Raw genomic sequence first — 17,381 nt, 5'->3', positions numbered from 1 at the left:
CCGCACCGGGGACCCTTTCAGCAGTGGCCCGCCCCGCCACGCCTTACTGAAAGGACCTCACCATGTTGGACGCCGCACTGAAGACCCAGCTCCAGGGCTATCTGGACCACGTCAAGCTCCCCTTCGAGATCGTCGCCTCGCTGGACAACTCTGCCGCCAGCGACGAGATGCGCGAGCTGCTGGCCGAGATCGCCGGCATGAACGACAAGATCACGCTGCGCACGGACGGCGTCGACACCCGCACCCCGTCCTTCCTGCTGCGCCGCACCGGCACCGAGCAGAGCCTGCGCTTCGCGGCCATTCCGCTCGGCCACGAGTTCACGTCGCTCGTGCTGGCCCTGCTGTGGACGGGCGGCCATCCGCCCAAGGTCGAGGCCGCCCAGATCGATGCCGTCAAGGCCCTCGACCGGGACCTGGACTTCGAGATCTACATGAGCCTGACCTGCCACAACTGCCCGGACGTCGTGCAGGCCCTGTCGCTGATGTCGGTGCTCAACCCGCGCATCCGCACCACCGTCGTCGACGGCGGCCTCTTCCAGGCCGAGGTGGAGGCTCGGGACATCATGGCCGTGCCCAGCGTCTGGCTCAACGGCGAACACTTCGCCTCCGGCCGGATGAGCCTGGAGGAGATCGTCGCCAAGCTCGACACCGGCGCGGCGGCCCGCGACGCGAAGAAGCTCGACGCCGAGGACCCCTACGACATGCTCATCATCGGCGGCGGACCGGCCGGCGCCGCGGCGGCCGTCTACGCGGCCCGCAAGGGCATCCGCACCGGCGTGGCGGCCGAGCGCTTCGGCGGCCAGGTCAACGACACCCTGGGCATCGAGAACTACATCTCCGTCTCCATGACCGACGGCCCCAAGTTCGCCGCGGCCCTGGAGGGCCACGTCAAGGACTACCAGGTCGACATCCACAACCTGCAGCGCGCCGAGAAGCTCGTCCCCGCGAGCGAGTCTGGCGGCCTGGTGGAAGTCGAGCTGGCCAACGGCGCGCGGCTCAAGGGCCGGACCGTCATCCTCTCGACCGGCGCCCGCTGGCGCAACGTCGGCGTGCCCGGCGAGGCCGAGTACAAGAACAAGGGCGTGGCCTACTGCCCGCACTGCGACGGTCCGCTGTTCAAGGGCAAGCCCGTGGCGGTCATCGGCGGCGGCAACTCCGGCGTCGAGGCGGCCATCGACCTGGCTGGCATCGTCAAGCACGTCACGTTGCTGGAGTTCGGTGCTGAGCTGCGCGCCGACGCCGTTCTCGTGGCCAAGCTCAGGAGCCTGCCCAACGTCACCATCCTGACCAACGCGCAGACCACCGAGTTCACCGGCCGCGACGGCAAGCTCGACGGACTGAACTACACCGACCGCGTCAGCGGCGAAAGCCGGCGCGTGGAGGTGGACGGCTGTTTCGTGCAGATCGGCCTGGTGCCCAACACCGAATGGCTGCGCGGCACGGTGGAGCTGAGCAAGCACGGCGAGATCATCGTCGACACCAAGGGCGCGACCTCCGTGCCCGGCGTGTTCGCCGCCGGCGACGTGACGACCGTGCCCTTCAAGCAGATCATCATCGCGGCCGGCGACGGCGCCAAGGCCGCCCTCGGCGCCTTCGACTACCTGATGCGCCAGCCCGCGGCTAAAGCGGCTTGACGGCCAGGGCGCGGCGGGCCTGCCGGTTCTGCCAAAGGCCTTCCGCGCTGTAGACGGCCAGGGCGCTCCAGATGAAGCCGAAGGCCACCAGCCGCGTCGCGTCCATGGGCTCGTGGAACAGGAAGACACCGAGCAGGAACTGCAGCGACGGCGACACATACTGCACCACGCCCAGCGTGGCCAGCGGGATGCGCCGGGCGCCGGCCGCGAACAGCAGCAGGCTGCCGGCCGTGACCGGGCCGGTGCCGACCAGCCAGGCCCAGTCCACGGCCGTCTGGCCGGCCATGCTGCCGTCCTGCGACCACCACAGCAGGCCGCCCGCGGCCAGCGGCGCGAGGATGAGGGTCTCCAGCGTCAGCCCCTCGATGGCGCCCAGCGCCGCCGTCTTGCGCATCAGGCCGTACAGGCCAAAGCTCAACGCCAGCACCAGGGCCACCCAGGGCAGGCGGCCGGCCGCGACGGTGAGCCAGACGACGCCGAAGGCGGCCAGCCCCACGGCCAGCCATTGGGCCGGCCGTGGGCGCTCGTGCAGCACGGCGAAGCCGAGGGCCACGTTCACCAGCGGGTTGATGAAGTAGCCCAGGCTGGCATCCAGCACATGGCCGTGGCCGACGGCCCAGACATAGGTCAGCCAGTTGACCGCGATCAGCAGGGCCGACAGCGTGAAGCGCCGCCACGTCGCCGCGCCCACGTCGCGCAGCCATTTCAGATGACCCGTGGCCAGCAGCACCACGGCGACGAAGGCCAGCGACCAGATCGTGCGGTGGGCCACGATCTGCAGGGCCGGGACGGTGGCGATCTGGCGGAAGTAGAGCGGGAACAGCCCCCAGCTCAGATAGGCGCCCAGGGCGAAGAAGATGCCGGAATTCATCGCCGGCATTCTCGTTGAGGGTAATCCCGGGTGCTGTCGTGGGGTCGGGCTCGTCGAATCGGCGCCTGCCCGTTCGTCGTCATGCCATGGCCCGCATTGAATTCACGCCCCAGCTGCATCGCTTCGTCGACACCCCCGTCGCCGACACGCCGGCGACCCTGCTGAGGCAGGGCCTGGACGCCGCCTTCGCCATCAACCCGAGGCTGCGCGGCTACATCCTCGACGACCAGGGCCACCTGCGGGCCAACGTGGTCGTCTTCATCGACGGCCGGCGCGCGCGCGACCTGCGCGGGCTGACCGACCCCCTCGGCCCCGACAGCCGGGTCCATGTCCTGCAAGCCCTTTCCGGAGGTTGAAACACCATGTCCCAAGACCGCGCCTGGGCCGCGACCCGCAAGGGCCTGTTCGAACTGCGCCGCCGCGGCGGCGCCTGGCAGATCGACAACGTCAGCTTCCTGGCCGACCCCGTGACCATGCTGCTGCCGCCCGACGCCTCGGGCCGCATGCTGGCCGGCCTCAACCTCGGGCATTTCGGCGCCAAGCTCCAGGCCAGTGACGACGCCGGGCGGACCTGGCGCGAAGTCGCCGCCCCCACCTTCCCGCCCCAGCCCGAAGGCGCCGAGGGCCCGGAGTGGAAGCTCCAGCAGGTCTTCTCTCTGGAGCGCTCCGCGGATGCGATCTGGTGCGGCACCGTTCCCGGCGGCCTGTTCGTGAGCCGCGACGGCGGCGAGTCGTGGCGCCTCGACGAGACGCTGTGGCGGGACCCCCGGCGCGAGCAGTGGATGGGCGGCGGCAACCCCGCGCCGGCCCTGCATTCCATCTGCCCCCATCCCGAGCGCCCGCAGGAGCTGCTGGTCGGCGTGTCCTGCGGCGGCGCCTGGCGCACCACCGACGGCGGCACCAGCTGGCATCTGCGCGCCAAGGGCATGCGGGCCGACTTCATGCCGCCCGAGCTGGCGGGCGACGAGAACTCCCAGGACCCGCACCTCATCGCCCGCTGCCGCGCCGCGCCCGACGTGCTCTGGTGCCAGCACCACTGCGGCATCTTCCGTTCGGTGGACAACGGCGCCACCTGGACCGAGGTGGCGGCCCAGCCGTCGAGCTTCGGCTTCGCCGTCGCCGCCCACCCCCGAGACCCCGGCACCGCCTGGTTCGTGCCCGCCGTCAAGGACGAGCGCCGCATCCCCGTCGATGCCGCCCTGTGCGTGACCCGCAGCCGCGACGGCGGGCGCAGCTTCGAGGTACTGCGCCACGGCCTGCCGCAGCGGCACTGCTACGACCTCGTCTACCGCCACGGCCTGGCGGTGGACGACGGCGGCGAGCAGCTGATGATGGGCTCGACGACCGGGGGCCTGTGGGCCAGCGCCGACGAAGGCGACAGCTGGCAGTGCGTCTCGGCCCACCTGCCGCCCATCTACGCCGTCAGGTTCGGCTGAGGCGCTCGCGCACCTTGCGCAGCTCTGCCGCGCCGAGTTCCGGCTCGGGGTAGCGCAGCTTCAGCGCGCCCAGCCGCTCGACGATGGCCTGCGAGACGATGAGCCGCGCGTTGCGCTTGTCGTCGGCCGGCACGGCGTACCAGGGCGACTGCTCCGTGCTGGTGGCGCCGAGCGCCTCGGCGTAGGCGTGCATGTACCGGGGCCAGAGTTCGCGCTCCTGCATGTCGGCGGCCGTGAACTTCCAGTTCTTGCGCGGGTCGTCCAGGCGCGCCAGGAAGCGCCGGCGCTGCTCGTCCTTGGAGACGTGCAGGAAGAACTTGAGCACCTGGGTGCCGTTGCGGTGCAGGTGGCGCTCCAGGTTGACGATGGAGTCGAAGCGTTCCTGCCAGAGCCGTGGCCCCTTGGCGACCGGGCCGGGCAGGGACTGGGCCTTCAGGATCTCCGGGTGCACGCGCACGATCAGCACCTCCTCGTAGTAGGAGCGGTTGAAGATGCCGATGCGCCCGCGCTCGGGCAGGCACTGGGTGGTGCGCCACAGGAAGTCATGGTCCAGCTCCAGGGCGCTGGGGTGCTTGAAGCTGAACACCTGGCAGCCCTGCGGGTTCACGCCCGACATCACGTGCTTGATGACGCCGTCCTTGCCTGCGGCGTCCATGGCCTGGAAGACCAGCAGCAGGGCATGCCGGTTGTCGGCATACAGCAGGTCCTGCAGTTCGCTCAGGCGCTTGACGTGGGCGGCGAGCTGGTCCTCGTAGTCGTCCTTGTCGCGATAGAGCGGCGCGACGGCCGTCGGCCACTGGCCCAGCTTGACCTGGCTGCCAGGAAGGACGCGGTAGGCGTCAGTGTCGATCGTCATGTTCGAGGCTCCGGCGGGGGGGAGGAAAGAGCCTAACGCCGCGAGGCCCCGCCTCGGTGGCAGACTTCGCCACTTTGCATTCCGGACGACGACGCATGCTGCGCCTGCCTGCATTCCTGCTCCTGCTGCCCGGCCTCACCCTGGCCCCGGCTGCCCGCGCCGACGAGGCGCCCGAAGCGCCCAAGTACGAGCCCCGCGAGCACTACACCAAGTACGAGTACCGCATCCCCGTGCGGGACGGCAAAAAGCTCTTCACCGTCGTCTACCTGCCCAAGGACGCGGGGCAGGGCGGCAAGACCTATCCGCTGCTGATGACGCGCACGCCCTACAGCTGCGGGCCCTACGGCGTGGACCGGGACGGCATCCGGCGCCTGGCGCCGAGCGAGGACTTCCTGAAGGCCGGCTACATCTTCGTCTGCCAGGACGTGCGCGGGCGCTACATGTCCGAAGGCACGTGGCGGGTCATGACCCCGCACCTGGACGCCAAGCGCGGCGTGCAGGACGTGGACGAGAGCAGCGACACCCACGACAGCGTGCAATGGCTGATCGACCACCTGCCCGGCAACAACGGCAAGGTGGGCCTCTGGGGCATCTCCTACCCGGGCTTCTACACGGCGGCCTCCATCGTCGACTCGCACCCGGCCATCAAGGCCGCGTCGCCCCAGGCGCCCATCGCCGACTATTCGCAGCGCGACGACGGCTACCACGGCGGCGCCCTGATGCTGGCCCACAACTACGGCTTCTACGCGGCCTACCGCCCGCAGCAGACGCCGACGGTCGAGCCGAAGAAGTGGACGGCCTTCGACTACCGCGACCGCGACGCCTACAGCTACTTCCTGCGCCTGGGCAACCTCGACGCCATCGCCTCGACCTTCGCCGGCGCCGACCCCGACAAGCCCGCCACCAACCCCTTCTTCACCGAGCTGGTCGAGCACGACAGCTTCGACGACTACTGGAGGGCGCGCCGCCTGCCCGAGCACCTGAAGAACATCCACGCCGCCGTGCTGACCGTGGGCGGCTGGTACGACGCCGAGGACCTGGCCGGCCCGCTGGCCATCTACCACGCCATCGAGCGCCAGAACCCGGGCACGCCCAACCGTCTCGTCATGGGGCCCTGGGTCCACGGCGGCTGGATGCGCGGCATCGGCCAGCAGCTCGGCGCCATCGGCTTCGACGGCCGCCACAGCGAGTGGTTCCAGAAGAACGTGCTGCTGCCCTTCTTCGAGCAGCACCTGCGCGGCGGCGCCGACGCCAGGCTGGCCGAGGCCACCGTCTTCGAGACCGGCACCAACGTCTGGCGCCGCTACGACGCCTGGCCGCCGCGCCAGGCCGTCAGGCGCAGCTTCTACCTGCAGGCCGGCGGCCGGCTGGCGCCCGGGGCGCCCGGCGCGGCCGAGGCCTTCGACCGCTACGTCAGCGACCCCAACCGCCCCGTGCCCTTCATCGGCTACACGGCACTGGGCATGCCCAAGGACTACATGGTCGCCGACCAGCGCTTCGCCGCGACCCGGCCCGACGTGCTGGTCTACGAGACCGAACCCCTGGAGGAGGACCTGACCGTGGCCGGCCCCGTCGGCGTCGAACTCTTCGTCGCCTCCACCGGCACGGACGCCGACTTCGTCGTCAAGCTCATCGACGTCTGGCCCCAGGACGCCGGCCCCGAGCCGGCCCAGCCGCCGCGCGACAAACCCGCCGACGTCGAGCCGCCCAAGCCCAACTTCGGCGGCTACCAGCAGCTCGTGCGCGGCGACCCGCTGCGGGCGCGCTTCCGCCACGGCTTCGACAAGCCCGAGGCCCTGGTGCCGGGCCGGGTCGAGGCCCTGCGCTTCGAGCTGCCCGACGTCAACCACAGCTTCCGCCGCGGCCACCGGCTGATGGTGCAGGTGCAGAGCAGCTGGTTCCCGCTGATCGACCGCAACCCGCAGAGCTTCGTGCGCATCCGCAGCGCGCGGCCCGAAGACTTCCAGGTCGCGACGCAGACCGTCTACCGCGGCGGCGCCCAGGCGTCGCGCATCGAGCTGCGCGTCGTCGACCCCGCCAAGGCGCAAGCCGCCGCCAAGCCCTGACCTCCCTTCTGCCTGCCATTCCCGCCATGCGCCTTGCCCTCGGCCTCACGGCCCTGACCCTGCTTTGCCTCGGCGCCGCCCGGGCCGACGAAGCGCCCGACGCCAAGCCCAAGTACGAGCCGCGCGAGCACTACACCAAGTACGAGTACCGCATCCCGGTGCGCGACGGCAAGAAGCTCTACACGGCCGTCTACGTGCCCAAGGACGCGAGCCGCCGCTACCCGCTGCTGATGGTGCGCACGCCCTACAGCTGCGGGCCCTACGGCGTCGACCGCGACGGCGTGGGCCACGTCGCGCCCAACGAGGACTTCCTCAAGGCCGGCTACATCTTCGTCTGCCAGGACGTGCGCGGCCGCTTCATGTCCGAGGGCCGCTTCATCGAGATGACGCCGCACCGGCCGCTCAAGAAGACGCCCGCCGACGTGGACGAGAGCAGCGACACGCACGACACCGTGCAATGGCTGATCGACCACGTGCCCGGCAACAACGGGCGCGTCGGCATCTGGGGCGTCTCCTACCCGGGCTTCTACACGTCGGCCTCCATCATCGATTCGCACCCGGCCATCAAGGCCGCGTCGCCGCAGGCACCCGTGACCGACCTCTTCATGGGCGACGACAGCTTCCACGGCGGCGCCTTCATGCTGGCGGCCAACTTCGGCTTCTACACTTTCTTCAAGCCCCAGCAGACGCCGGTGCTGCCGCCCAAGGAGTGGCCGCAGTTCGACTACGGCACGGCGGACAGCTACGACTTCTTCCTACAGTTCACCAACCTCGACGCCATCGCCGCCCGCCTGGCGCGCGACGGCAAGCCCAACCACTACTTCGACGACCAGCTCGGCCACGACCGCTACGACGAGTTCTGGAAGAGCCGGGCCATCACGCCCCACCTGAAGAACATCCATGCCGCCGTGCTGACCGTGGGCGGCTGGTTCGATGCCGAGGACCTGGCCGGCCCGCTGGCCACCTACCGTGCCATCGGCCGCCAAAGCCCCGCCACCGACAACCGCCTGGTCATGGGCCCGTGGGTGCACGGCGGCTGGCTCGGCTCGCCGGGCCGCCAGCTCGGCCGCGTGCAGTTCCAGCAGCCGACGTCGGAACAGTTCCAGAAGGAGGTGCTGCTGCCCTTCTTCGAGCAGCAGCTGCGCGACGCGCCCGATCCCAAGCTGCCCAAGGTCGCCAAGGCCACGGTCTTCGAGACGGGTACCAACACCTGGCGCCGCTACGACGCCTGGCCGCCCCGCGAGGCGCATGCCCGCACCCTCTACTTCGCGCCGGGCGGCCGGCTGAGCTTCGACGCGCCCGAGGCAGCCGGCCCGGCCTTCGACGCCTGGATCAGCGACCCCGCCAAGCCGGTGCCCTTCGTCGGCTATGCCACCCTGGGCGTGCCGCAGGAGTACATGGTCAGCGACCAGCGCTTCGCCTCGACGCGGCCTGACGTGCTGACCTACCGCAGCGACGTGCTCGAAGAGGACGTGACCCTGGCCGGCCCCATCGTCGCCCGCCTGTTCGCCTCGACCTCGGGCACCGATGCCGACTGGGTCGTCAAGCTCATCGATGTCTACCCCGCCGACCTGGAAGAGGAGGGGGCGCCGCCCAGGAAGCGCCGCCCGCGCACCGAGGACGTGGAAGCCCCCGAGCCGGCCCTCGGCGGCTACCAGCAGCTGGTGCGCGCCGACCCGCTGCGGGGGCGCTTCCGCAAGAGCTTCGAGGTGCCCGAGGCCATGGTGCCGGGTCAGGTGGAGGAACTGAAGGTCCGGCTCCAGGACGTCAATCACAGCTTCCGCCGCGGCCACCGCATCATGGTGCAGGTGCAGAGCAGCTGGTTCCCGTTGATCGACCGCAACCCGCAGAGCTTCGTGCCCCTGCGCAGCGCCAAGGCCGAGGACTTCCAGGTCGCGACCCAGAAGGTCTACCGCTCGAAGGGTCAGGCCTCGGGGCTGGACGTGCTGGTTGTGGAGCCGGCGCGGCGCTGAGCGCGCATCCCTTTCACGGCGGCAGAGGCCAGCCGGCGCCTGGGGGCGCTTCGACCTGCAGCGGCGCCCCGGTGAGCGGGTGGACGAAGGCCAGGCGCTGCGCGTGGAGCCACAGCCGCTGCTGGCCGAGGTAGGCGGCGACGGACCGGTTCAACGGCCCCTTGCCGTGGGTGGCGTCGCCGAGGATGGGATGGGCAATGTGCTTGAGGTGGCGCCGGATCTGGTGGCGCCGGCCCTGCAGCGGCTCGGCCTCCACCAAGGCCGCGCGGGTGGTGGCGAAGCGCGCATCGATGGCGATGGGCCAGTCCAGGCGGGCCAGCACCCGCCAGCGGGTCTGCGCCTGCAGCAGCGGCTGCCCGGCCGAAGGCCGCTCGGGGTCGCGCGCCAGCGGGTGGTCGACGACGCCCGCGTCCTCCGCGGGCCAGCCGCGCACGAGGGCAAGGTAGCGCTTGTCCATCAGGCCCTGCTCGAACATCGCGCCCAGCCGCGAAGCGACCTCTGCCGACAGCGCGAAGAGCAGCACGCCCGACGTCCCCCGGTCCAGCCGATGCACCGGCCATACAGGCCGCCCCAGCTGGTCACGCAGCAACTGCAGCGCGGCCACCTCCTCGTGCGCCGCCAACTGGGTGCGATGCACCAGCAAGCCCGGCGGCTTGTCGATGGCGACGAGGTGCTCGTCCTCGTAAAGTGGGGTCAGAGTCAATTTTCCGGGCCGTTCCCAAAGCGGCCATCGACGTAGAACCACTCGCCGCCCTCGCGCACGAAGCGGCTGGTCTCGTGCAGCCGGTGCGCTCGACCGCCCAGTTTGCTGCGGGCCACGAACTCGACGCTGCCGTGGTCGGCGTCCTGAAGGGCGGTGCGCTTGATGTCGAGACCCAGCCACTTCAGGCCAGGCTCCGGTGGCTCGATCGCTGCCGGTCGCGTGCTCGCATGCCAGCTCGCCAGCAGGTAGGGCCTCAGGTCGAGCACGAAGGCGCAGTAGCGCGAGCGCATCAGCGCCTCGGGCGTGGGTGCCGCCAGGCCCTGGCCGGCGGCGTAGGCCGCGTGCAGGGTGCCGCAACAGGCCTGGTAGTCGTGACCGGAGCCGCAGGGGCAGGGCGCCGTCACAGCGCCAACTCCCAGTGTTCGCTGACCACGTCCTGCCCGAAGCTGTTCACGGCTTCGCTGCTGACGAGGCGGTAACCCTCGGCGGCGTAGATGGCACGGGCCGCGGTCAGCGCGCTTTGCGTCCAGAGCACGATGCGCCTGTAGCCCGCGGCCCGGGCGAAGTCGCTGCATTGGCGCACCAGCCGCTTGCCCAGGCCGAGGCCGCGCGCATGCGGCTCCAGCAGCAGAAGGCGCAGCTGCGCGACGCCGGGCCGCAGCCGGCCGCTGGCCTCGTCGCGCGCCTGCACGAGCATGACGGCACCCAGCCTTTCGCCGCCGCGCGCGGCGATCCAGCAGGCTTCGCGTCCGGGCTTGAAGCGGTCGACGAAGTCGGCGCAGATGCGGGCGACCAGCGCTTCGAAGCCGGCGCTCAACCCGTACTCGGCGGCGTAGATCGCGCCGTGCCGCTCGACCAGCCAGCCGAGATCGCCCGGCGCGGGCGGGCGCAGCACCACCTCGGCCGAAGCCTCGGGCTCCAGCACCGCATGGATGCGTGACATGGCGCCGACCAGGGCCTGGCGCTGCGGTGCCGACAGCGGCTCCAGCAGGGCTTCCGTCTCGGCCTGGCTGGCGCGGTCCAGCGGCGCGAAGGCGCGCTTGCCGGCGGCGCTGAGCTTGAGCAGGGTCTGGCGCGCGTCCTTGGGATGGCGCTGCGCGGCCAGCAGCCCACGGTTCTTCAGGCCGCGCAGCAGCCGGCTGAGGTAGCCAGCATCGAGCTGCAGGCTTTTGCTCAGGGCCGAGGCGCTGACCGGTGCATGATGGGCCAGCTCCCACAGCACGCGCGCCTCGGGCAGCGTGAAGTCGCTGCCGCCCAGCTTGGCAGCCAGCATGCCGATGCGGCGGGTGTAGAAGCGGTTGAAGGCGCGGACGTCCTGCGCCTGGGCAGCGGTGTTCATGGCGGCATCATCGCAGAATGCTTGCTTTTAGCAATTAAATGGAGAATGGCATTGGGCATCGTGGTGTATTGGCTGGAAGACGATGGTGAGGCAGCCGCCAGACCGAGCTGTCAGGAATTCAGCGGCCTGCAGCTGACGCAGGCCCTGGCCTGCGCCGAGGAGAAGCGCCGCGAGGGTCGCCGTCACGTCAGCATCTCCACCGAGCTGGAGGAGAGCGTCGGCCGGCCTGGCGTGGCCGCCGTGGAAGCGGGCCGCACGCCCGACGGCCAGGCCTACGACTGGTCCAAGGCCGACCGGGCGGGCAAGGTCAGGCGCAGGTAGGGCTCCGTAAAATGCGTCGATGAATCCCGCGCCCGAGGCTGACGCTGCAGCCCTGCACAGCCCCCTCCTCAAGAACCTCAACCCCGAGCAGCTCGCCGCCGTGACGGCGGCCCCCGAGCCGGCCCTCATCCTCGCCGGTGCCGGTTCGGGCAAGACCCGGGTACTGACGACGCGCATCGCCTGGCTGCTGCAGACGGGGCAGGTAGGCCCCGCCGGCGTGATGGCCGTGACCTTCACCAACAAGGCGGCCAAGGAGATGCTCACGCGGCTGTCGGCCATGCTGCCCTTCAACGTGCGCGGCATGTGGATCGGCACGTTTCATGGCCTGTGCAACCGCTTCCTGCGCTCGCACTGGAAGCTGGCCCACCTGCCGCAGGCCTTCCAGATCCTGGACGCCAGCGACACCACCTCGGCCGTCAAGCGCGTCATCAAGGCCATGAAGCTCGACGAGGAGCGCTTCGTGCCCAAGCAGGTGGGCTGGTTCATCGCCGGCTGCAAGGAGGACGGCCTGCGCCCCGGCGACGTGGAGATCCGCGACGAGCAGACTCGCAAGCTCGTCGAGATCTACGCCAACTACGAGGACCAGTGCCAGCGCGAGGGCGTGGTGGATTTCGCCGAGCTGATGCTGCGCACCTACGAGCTGCTGCGCGACAACCCCGCCGTGCGCGAGCATTACCAGCGGCGCTTCCGCCACATCCTGGTCGACGAATTCCAAGACACCAACAAGCTGCAGTACGCCTGGCTCAAGATGTTCGCCCCGCCGGGCGCCGGCACGGGCCAGAGCCTGCTGGCCGTCGGCGACGACGACCAGAGCATCTACGCCTTCCGCGGCGCGCGCGTGGGCAACATGGCCGACTTCGAGCGCGAGTACCGCGTCAAGCGCGTCATCAAGCTGGAGCAGAACTACCGCAGCTTCGGCCACATCCTCGACGCCGCGAACGAGCTGATCAGCCGCAACACCCAGCGCCTGGGCAAGACGCTGCGCACCGATGCGGGCCTGGGCGAGCCCATCCGCGTCTACGAGGCGCCGAGCGACTTCGCCGAGGCGCAGTGGGTCATCGAGGAGGTGCAGAGCCTCCACCGCGGCGGGCTGGACCGGCAGGAGATCGCCGTCCTCTACCGCAGCAACGCGCAGTCACGGGTGATCGAGTCGGCCCTCTTCAACGCGGGCATCCCCTACCGCGTCTATGGCGGCCTGCGCTTCTTCGAGCGGGCCGAGGTCAAGCATGCGCTGGCCTACCTGCGCCTGCTGGAGAACCCCAGTGACGACACCAGCTTCCTGCGCGTCGTGAACTTCCCGACCCGGGGCATCGGCGCCAAGACGCTGGAGACCCTGCAGGACCTGGCCAAGGCCAGCGGCCGCAGCCTCTACCAGACCGTCTCGGCGGTGCCCGGCAAGGGCGGCAGCAACCTGGTGGCCTTCGCCAACCTCATCGACTCCACGCGCAACCTCACCCAGGGGCTGACGCTGCGGGAGATCATCGAGCAGGTGCTGGAGACCTCGGGCCTGGCGGACTTCTACCGCACCGACAAGGACGGCGCCGAGCGCCTGGAAAACCTCGACGAACTGGTCAATGCCGCGGAGGCCTTCGTCATGCAGGAGGGCTTCGGCAAGAACGCCGTGGGCCTGCCGGTGGACGAAGTGGCCGAGCCCGGCACGCCGGGGGCGGTGCCCGATGCCGAGACCGGCGAGATCATGTCGCCGCTGGTGGCCTTCCTGACGCATGCCTCCCTGGAGGCCGGCGACAACCAGGCCCAGGCCGGGCAGGACGCGGTGCAGCTGATGACGGTCCACTCCGCCAAGGGGCTGGAGTTCGACGCCGTCTTCATCACCGGCCTGGAGGAGGGCCTGTTCCCGCACGAGAACTCCATGTCCGACCACGACGGGCTGGAGGAGGAGCGGCGGCTGATGTACGTGGCCATCACCCGGGCGCGCAAGAAGCTGTCCTTGAGCTTCTGCCAGACGCGCATGCTGCACGGACAGACCCGTTATCACGTCAAGAGCCGGTTCTTCGACGAGCTGCCCGAAGAGGCGCTGAAATGGCTGACGCCGCGCAACCAGGGTTTCGGCTCGGGCTTCGCCCGCGAGTACCAGCAGGCCTGGGCGCGCGGCTCGGGCCTGAAGGGCATGGTGGGCGCCGGTCGGGTCGACAAGCCCGCGTGGGTCGAGCCGCCGGTGCCGGCCAGCATGAAGCCCAAGGTGTCCGACGAGCACGGCGGCCTGAGGGTCGGCAAGGGCGTCTTCCACACCAAGTTCGGCGAAGGCGTGCTGCTGACCCTGGAAGGCAGCGGTGCCGACGCGCGCGCCCAGGTCAACTTCGGCCGCCATGGCACCAAGTGGCTGGCGCTGTCGGTCGCCAAGCTGACGCCGATTGATTGATCAGCGTCGCCTTTCGCCGAGAGCCGGATCACGGTGCTGGTGACGCACGACGAGGATGCGCAGGCCTTCCGGTGTGCCGGTGTAGATCACCGTGTAGGGGAAATCGTGGAGCGGGTAGCTGCGGCGGCCGGCGTTGGTTGGCGTACCCAGCTCAGGCTGGCGTTCAATGAGCTGGGCGACGCGCTCGAATTCGTCGAGAAAGCGCAGGGCGATGCCGAGACCGGCTTCCCGTCGGTAGAAGCGGAAAGCGGCTGCCAGTTCTTCGGCAGCCAGACGGTGGATGGAGCGGCTCACGCGTTCTCGTCGCGCAGGCGTGCCAGGACCTTTTCAAGCGGTTCGAACTCGACGGACTCCGCCTCACGCTGGGCCGCCACGGCATCCCATGCCGCGTCCCGCGCCGCGTCGGCATCAAGGCTGGCGACCACACGGTCCAGCAGCTTGGTCCGTTGCGCAGGAGGCAGTTTCAGCACCTCGGCTTCCAGCGTTTCAAAGTGGGTGTCCATGGCGCCTCCGGAGTTTGCACGCCGACAGCTTGCCACAATCGTTCGTGGCGGCGGACGCGGGCTCTACCGACCCACGATGACGACGTGGGCCTGCATCAGCGTGTCGATGGCGCCGACGCCGAAGCGCTCGCCGATGGCCTGGGCCACATGGGCCGTCAGCTCGGGCAGCCGGCCCGGCGCGCGCGCCTCGAGTTCGCCCCGCAGCGGCGTGCCCTGGCAATAGCCCAGCGCCGGGTGCGAGGGCGACTCGGCGCATGCGCGCAGCGGCAGGGTGACCACGTCGGCCTCGTGCTCGAAGCCCGCGGCGGCGAGGTCGGTCCGCAGCTGGTCCACGTCGTGGTAGCCGTGCGGCGTGCGGGCGAGGAAGCGCGGCGGGTCGTCCGGAAAGACCTGGGCCAGGGCGTGGGTCACGGTCTCGGCCAGCTCGTTGCTGTCGATGTGGTCCCAGACGTTGAACAGTAAGATGCCGCCCGGCTTCAGCACGCGCCGCACCTCGGCGAAGGCGTGCGGCCGGTCGGGGAAGAACATGGCGCCGAACTGGCAGGCCACGAGGTCGAAGCCGGCGTCCTCGAAGGGCAGCTCCATGGCGTCGGCCAGCCGCCATTGCACGGGCCGCCCGGTGCCCAGCGTCGCGGCCATGTCGAGCATGGTGGCGTTGAGGTCGCTGGCGACGATATCGGTCTGCGGGGGCAGCTCGGCCGCGAGGCGGCGCGTCAGCATGCCGGTGCCGGCGGCGATCTCCAGCACCTGGGTGGGGCGCAACGCAGCGGCGCGTGCCGCCAGGTCGACCGCATAGGGTTCGAAGATCAGCGGCACCATGTAGCGCTCGTAGAGCTGGGGGACGGAGCCCGTGAAGCCCCGGTCGTCGAGGTCCATGGGCCGATTCTGGGGCGATGCTAGGCTCGCCGCCGCTGCCTTCGCAATTGCTTGCAAATTCGCCATGACCGATCCCCGCCCCACCCAGGCGGAGCTCGACGCCTTCCTGAAGGCCGAGTTCCCGCAGACTCGCTGCACGCTGGAAGCCATCGATGACGACGGTGTCGTCATGGCCCACCCGATCGGCGAGACCGAACTGCGGCCTGGGGGCACGGTGTCGGGCCCAGTGATGATGACGTTGGCCGACGTGGCCCTCTACGTCGCCATCCTGGCCCGCGTGGGCATCGTGCCGCTGGCGGTGACGACCAGCCTGACGGTGAACTTCCTGCGCAAGCCGCGGGCCGACCGCCGCGTCATCGCCCGCTGCCGGCTCATGAAGCTGGGCAAGTCGCTGGCCGTGGGCGAGGTGTGGATCAGCTCGGAAGGCGAGGAGGAGCCCGTCGCCCACGCCGTGGGCACCTACGCCATCCCGCCGCAGCGTTAGGCGTCGGTGCGGCTCAGCACGTCGCTCGGCGCGCCGAACATGAAGCAGTCGACGAATGTGAAGTACAGCGACGCGTAGTAGACCGGCGACAGCATCAGCCCGGTGATCTGCAGGGCCAGGGCGGGGTCCAGGGCCAGGCCGAGCATGCCGGCCAGCAGCAGCATCGCGGCGAACCAGCCGGCGATGAGGGCGCCCCAGAGCAGCCCGTTGAGCAGGAAGGCCGTCTTGTTGCGCCACAGGGCCAGGGTGCTGGAGAACAGCGCCTGGGCCACGCCCTGGCCGCCCCAGTGCACGAGGGCGGGCGCATGCCAGAAGGGCACCGACAGGGCCAGCATGCCCAGGCCGAAGGTCAGCCCGCTCCAGACCAGGCGCGGATCGGTCGCCGCGGCGTCGATGGCGTCCTTGTCCTTGCCGGCGGCCATCAGCTCCTGCAGTCGCTCGGAGCTGCCCCCGTCGATCCAGTAGGCCAGGCCCATGACGGCCGAGATGCCGACGAGGTAGAGCAGGCACAGCAGCAGCTGGCGGCGGCTGCGTTCGGGCGTCAGGCGCAGCGGGCTCAGGAAGGTGGCGACGTCGGGCCGCTTGCGCTGCAGCGTCAGGTGGGTGGCGAGCATGAAGCCCAGCGAGACCAGGGGCATGACCGCCAGCAGCAGCGCCGTGCCGAGGCCCGGCAGCACCAGGATGAGCAGCTTGGAGCACAGCGACAGCGTGAGGATGCCCATCGAGAAGGCCCAGGGCTGGCGCTGGAAGACCTTGAAGCCGTGGCGTATCCATAGCCGGCCGTTACGGGCCGGCACCTGCTGGAGGTGCAACTGCATGGTCATGCCAGACCCTCGCGCGATGCATGCATCGCGCGATCCCCCGGGGGAATGGCCGCTTGCCTGGGGCGGGCCGGCGCGGCGCGGCTCATTCAGCCGCTCCGCCATGCAGGGCATGCCAGGGCCTGGCGATGCGTTGGCGCAGCACGCGCTCGAAGTGGCGCGGGTCGTGGGCCTTGAGCAGGCTGGCCTCGCGCGGCAGGTGCAGGTCGAACAGCCGCGACACCCAGAAGCGCAGCGCCGCCGCGCGCATCAGGGCCGGCAGCAGGCGATGCTCGGCGCCGGTCAGCGGCCTGACGCCCTCGTAGGCGGCGACGAAGGCCGCCGCCCTGTCCTCGACGAGGCGGCCGTCCGCCAGGTCGATGCACCAGTCGTTCAGGCAGACGGCCAGGTCGAACAGCCAGGTGTCGACGCCGGCGAAGTAGAAGTCGAAGAAGCCGGTGAGCCGCTCGCGCCCCGGGCCTTCGCCCGGCTCGAACATGACGTTGTCGCGGAAGAGGTCGGCGTGGATGGGACCGGAGCAGTCCCTCAGCAGCTCGGCATAGAGGGGCGATGCCGCCAGCTGCTCCTGGTAGGCTAGCTCGCTGCGCAGCAGCTCGGCCTGCCCGGGCTCGAGGAAAGGCAGCAGTTGCGGCACCACCTCCCGCCACCAGGCCAGGCCGCGCAGGTTGGGCTGGTGCAGAGGGAAGTCGCGCCCGGCCAGGTGCATGCGGGCCAGCGTCGCGCCGACCTGCTGGCAGTGGAAGGCGTCGGGCGCCAGTTGGTGGCCGCCGTGCAGGCGGTCGACGATGGCGGCGGGCTTGCCGGCCACCTCGAAGAGGATCTCGCCGCTGCGGTCGGCGTGCGGCTCGGGCACCGGCACGCCGCGCCTGGCCAGGTGCTGCATCAGCCGCAGGTAGAAGGGCAACTGCTCGGCCGTCAGGCGCTCGAAGAGGGTGAGCACATAACGGTGCAGGTGATCGTCGCGTGTGCAGTCGACGAAGTAGTTGGTGTTCTCGATGCCGGCGCCGATGCCGCGCAGGGAACTGAGCTGCCCCAGCTCGAGATGGTCCAGCAGGGCTTGCGCCTGGGCGGGGCTGACTTCGGTGAATACGGCCATGAAAGGTCTGGAAGGCGACCCC

The 17,381-nt window shown here is 70.3% G+C and carries 18 protein-coding genes; 8 read left to right on the top strand and 10 right to left on the bottom strand.

The features are described 5' to 3' along the window. The first annotated feature begins 62 nt into the window (after nucleotides 1-62). On the top strand, nucleotides 63-1,634 hold the full coding sequence (gene ahpF, locus LXT12_RS02990; RefSeq protein ID WP_233389299.1) for an alkyl hydroperoxide reductase subunit F: 1,572 nt from the start codon (nucleotides 63-65) through the stop codon (nucleotides 1,632-1,634). On the opposite strand, the gene rarD is transcribed toward ahpF, so the two are convergent. Continuing rightward, entirely contained in the window at nucleotides 1,621-2,505 is an 885-nt protein-coding gene (rarD, locus tag LXT12_RS02985) for an EamA family transporter RarD (protein ID WP_233389297.1), read from the bottom strand. The genes ahpF and rarD overlap by 14 nt on opposite strands. Before the next feature lie 86 nt (nucleotides 2,506-2,591). On the opposite strand from rarD, the gene LXT12_RS02980 reads away from it, so the two are divergent. Both LXT12_RS02980 and LXT12_RS02975 read left to right on the top strand, forming a co-directional pair. After that, on the top strand, nucleotides 2,592-2,861 hold the full coding sequence (locus LXT12_RS02980; RefSeq protein WP_233389295.1) for a MoaD/ThiS family protein: 270 nt from the start codon (nucleotides 2,592-2,594) through the stop codon (nucleotides 2,859-2,861). Nucleotides 2,862-2,867: 6 nt separating this feature from the next. Next, nucleotides 2,868-3,941 (top strand): WD40/YVTN/BNR-like repeat-containing protein, encoded by a 1,074-nt coding sequence (locus LXT12_RS02975; RefSeq protein WP_233389293.1) that lies wholly within the window; start codon nucleotides 2,868-2,870, stop codon nucleotides 3,939-3,941. Here the strand turns inward: LXT12_RS02975 and LXT12_RS02970 are convergent. Further along, on the bottom strand, nucleotides 3,928-4,797 hold the full coding sequence (locus tag LXT12_RS02970; protein WP_233389291.1) for an ADP-polyphosphate phosphotransferase: 870 nt from the start codon (nucleotides 4,795-4,797) through the stop codon (nucleotides 3,928-3,930). The genes LXT12_RS02975 and LXT12_RS02970 overlap by 14 nt on opposite strands. Nucleotides 4,798-4,892: 95 nt before the next feature. Between LXT12_RS02970 and LXT12_RS02965 the strand changes: the two genes are divergently transcribed. Beyond that, complete coding sequence (locus tag LXT12_RS02965) at nucleotides 4,893-6,863, top strand: CocE/NonD family hydrolase (protein WP_233389289.1); 1,971 nt, start codon at nucleotides 4,893-4,895, stop codon at nucleotides 6,861-6,863. A gap of 26 nt (nucleotides 6,864-6,889) precedes the next feature. Then, nucleotides 6,890-8,836 (top strand): CocE/NonD family hydrolase, encoded by a 1,947-nt coding sequence (locus LXT12_RS02960; RefSeq protein WP_233389287.1) that lies wholly within the window; start codon nucleotides 6,890-6,892, stop codon nucleotides 8,834-8,836. Nucleotides 8,837-8,849: 13 nt separating this feature from the next. Here LXT12_RS02960 and LXT12_RS02955 read toward each other — a convergent pair whose 3' ends face one another. The 3 genes from LXT12_RS02955 to LXT12_RS02945 are packed head-to-tail and all read right to left on the bottom strand — an operon-like array spanning nucleotide 8,850 to nucleotide 10,878. Further along, nucleotides 8,850-9,539 carry a pseudouridine synthase gene (locus LXT12_RS02955; protein ID WP_349255003.1) on the bottom strand — a complete coding sequence of 230 codons (690 nt, stop codon included), beginning with the start codon at nucleotides 9,537-9,539 and terminating at the stop codon, nucleotides 8,850-8,852. After that, nucleotides 9,536-9,943 carry a YchJ family protein gene (locus LXT12_RS02950; RefSeq protein ID WP_233389285.1) on the bottom strand — a complete coding sequence of 136 codons (408 nt, stop codon included), beginning with the start codon at nucleotides 9,941-9,943 and terminating at the stop codon, nucleotides 9,536-9,538. Before LXT12_RS02950 ends, LXT12_RS02955 begins: the two co-directional genes overlap by 4 nt. Further along, nucleotides 9,940-10,878 (bottom strand): bifunctional helix-turn-helix transcriptional regulator/GNAT family N-acetyltransferase, encoded by a 939-nt coding sequence (locus tag LXT12_RS02945; protein WP_233389283.1) that lies wholly within the window; start codon nucleotides 10,876-10,878, stop codon nucleotides 9,940-9,942. Before LXT12_RS02945 ends, LXT12_RS02950 begins: the two co-directional genes overlap by 4 nt. A 45-nt stretch (nucleotides 10,879-10,923) precedes the next feature. Here LXT12_RS02945 and LXT12_RS02940 point away from each other — a divergent pair, with 45 nt between their 5' ends. Continuing rightward, on the top strand, nucleotides 10,924-11,199 hold the full coding sequence (locus tag LXT12_RS02940) for a hypothetical protein (protein WP_233389281.1): 276 nt from the start codon (nucleotides 10,924-10,926) through the stop codon (nucleotides 11,197-11,199). A 19-nt stretch (nucleotides 11,200-11,218) separates the two neighbouring features. Beyond that, nucleotides 11,219-13,579 (top strand): UvrD-helicase domain-containing protein, encoded by a 2,361-nt coding sequence (locus LXT12_RS02935; RefSeq protein ID WP_233389280.1) that lies wholly within the window; start codon nucleotides 11,219-11,221, stop codon nucleotides 13,577-13,579. On the opposite strand, the gene LXT12_RS02930 is transcribed toward LXT12_RS02935, so the two are convergent. The 3 genes from LXT12_RS02930 to LXT12_RS02920 form a co-directional block, all read right to left on the bottom strand. Beyond that, the gene (locus LXT12_RS02930; RefSeq protein ID WP_233389278.1) at nucleotides 13,580-13,873 is read right to left on the bottom strand and encodes a type II toxin-antitoxin system RelE/ParE family toxin; all 294 of its coding nucleotides are present in this window, start codon (nucleotides 13,871-13,873) and stop codon (nucleotides 13,580-13,582) included. Further along, nucleotides 13,870-14,082 carry an addiction module protein gene (locus LXT12_RS02925; protein WP_233389276.1) on the bottom strand — a complete coding sequence of 71 codons (213 nt, stop codon included), beginning with the start codon at nucleotides 14,080-14,082 and terminating at the stop codon, nucleotides 13,870-13,872. Before LXT12_RS02925 ends, LXT12_RS02930 begins: the two co-directional genes overlap by 4 nt. 63 nt (nucleotides 14,083-14,145) lie before the next feature. After that, the gene (locus LXT12_RS02920) at nucleotides 14,146-14,958 is read right to left on the bottom strand and encodes a class I SAM-dependent methyltransferase (RefSeq protein WP_233389274.1); all 813 of its coding nucleotides are present in this window, start codon (nucleotides 14,956-14,958) and stop codon (nucleotides 14,146-14,148) included. 64 nt (nucleotides 14,959-15,022) lie between these two features. On the opposite strand from LXT12_RS02920, the gene LXT12_RS02915 reads away from it, so the two are divergent. Next, complete coding sequence (locus LXT12_RS02915; RefSeq protein WP_233389272.1) at nucleotides 15,023-15,442, top strand: PaaI family thioesterase; 420 nt, start codon at nucleotides 15,023-15,025, stop codon at nucleotides 15,440-15,442. Here the strand turns inward: LXT12_RS02915 and LXT12_RS02910 are convergent. Next, the gene (locus tag LXT12_RS02910) at nucleotides 15,439-16,266 is read right to left on the bottom strand and encodes a BPSS1780 family membrane protein (protein ID WP_233389271.1); all 828 of its coding nucleotides are present in this window, start codon (nucleotides 16,264-16,266) and stop codon (nucleotides 15,439-15,441) included. The two genes, LXT12_RS02915 and LXT12_RS02910, sit on opposite strands and share 4 nt — an antisense overlap. An 82-nt stretch (nucleotides 16,267-16,348) precedes the next feature. Beyond that, a complete protein-coding gene (locus LXT12_RS02905; protein WP_233389268.1) occupies nucleotides 16,349-17,359 on the bottom strand; it encodes a homoserine kinase in 1,011 nt (336 codons plus the stop codon). Between the last annotated feature and the right edge of the window lie 22 nt (nucleotides 17,360-17,381).

The sequence above is a fragment of the Pelomonas caseinilytica genome (assembly GCF_021353235.1).
GTDB lineage: Bacteria > Pseudomonadota > Gammaproteobacteria > Burkholderiales > Burkholderiaceae_C > Pelomonas > Pelomonas caseinilytica.
Note: the sequence above shows the minus strand (reverse complement) of the source record. Positions and strands in the feature narration are given on the sequence as shown.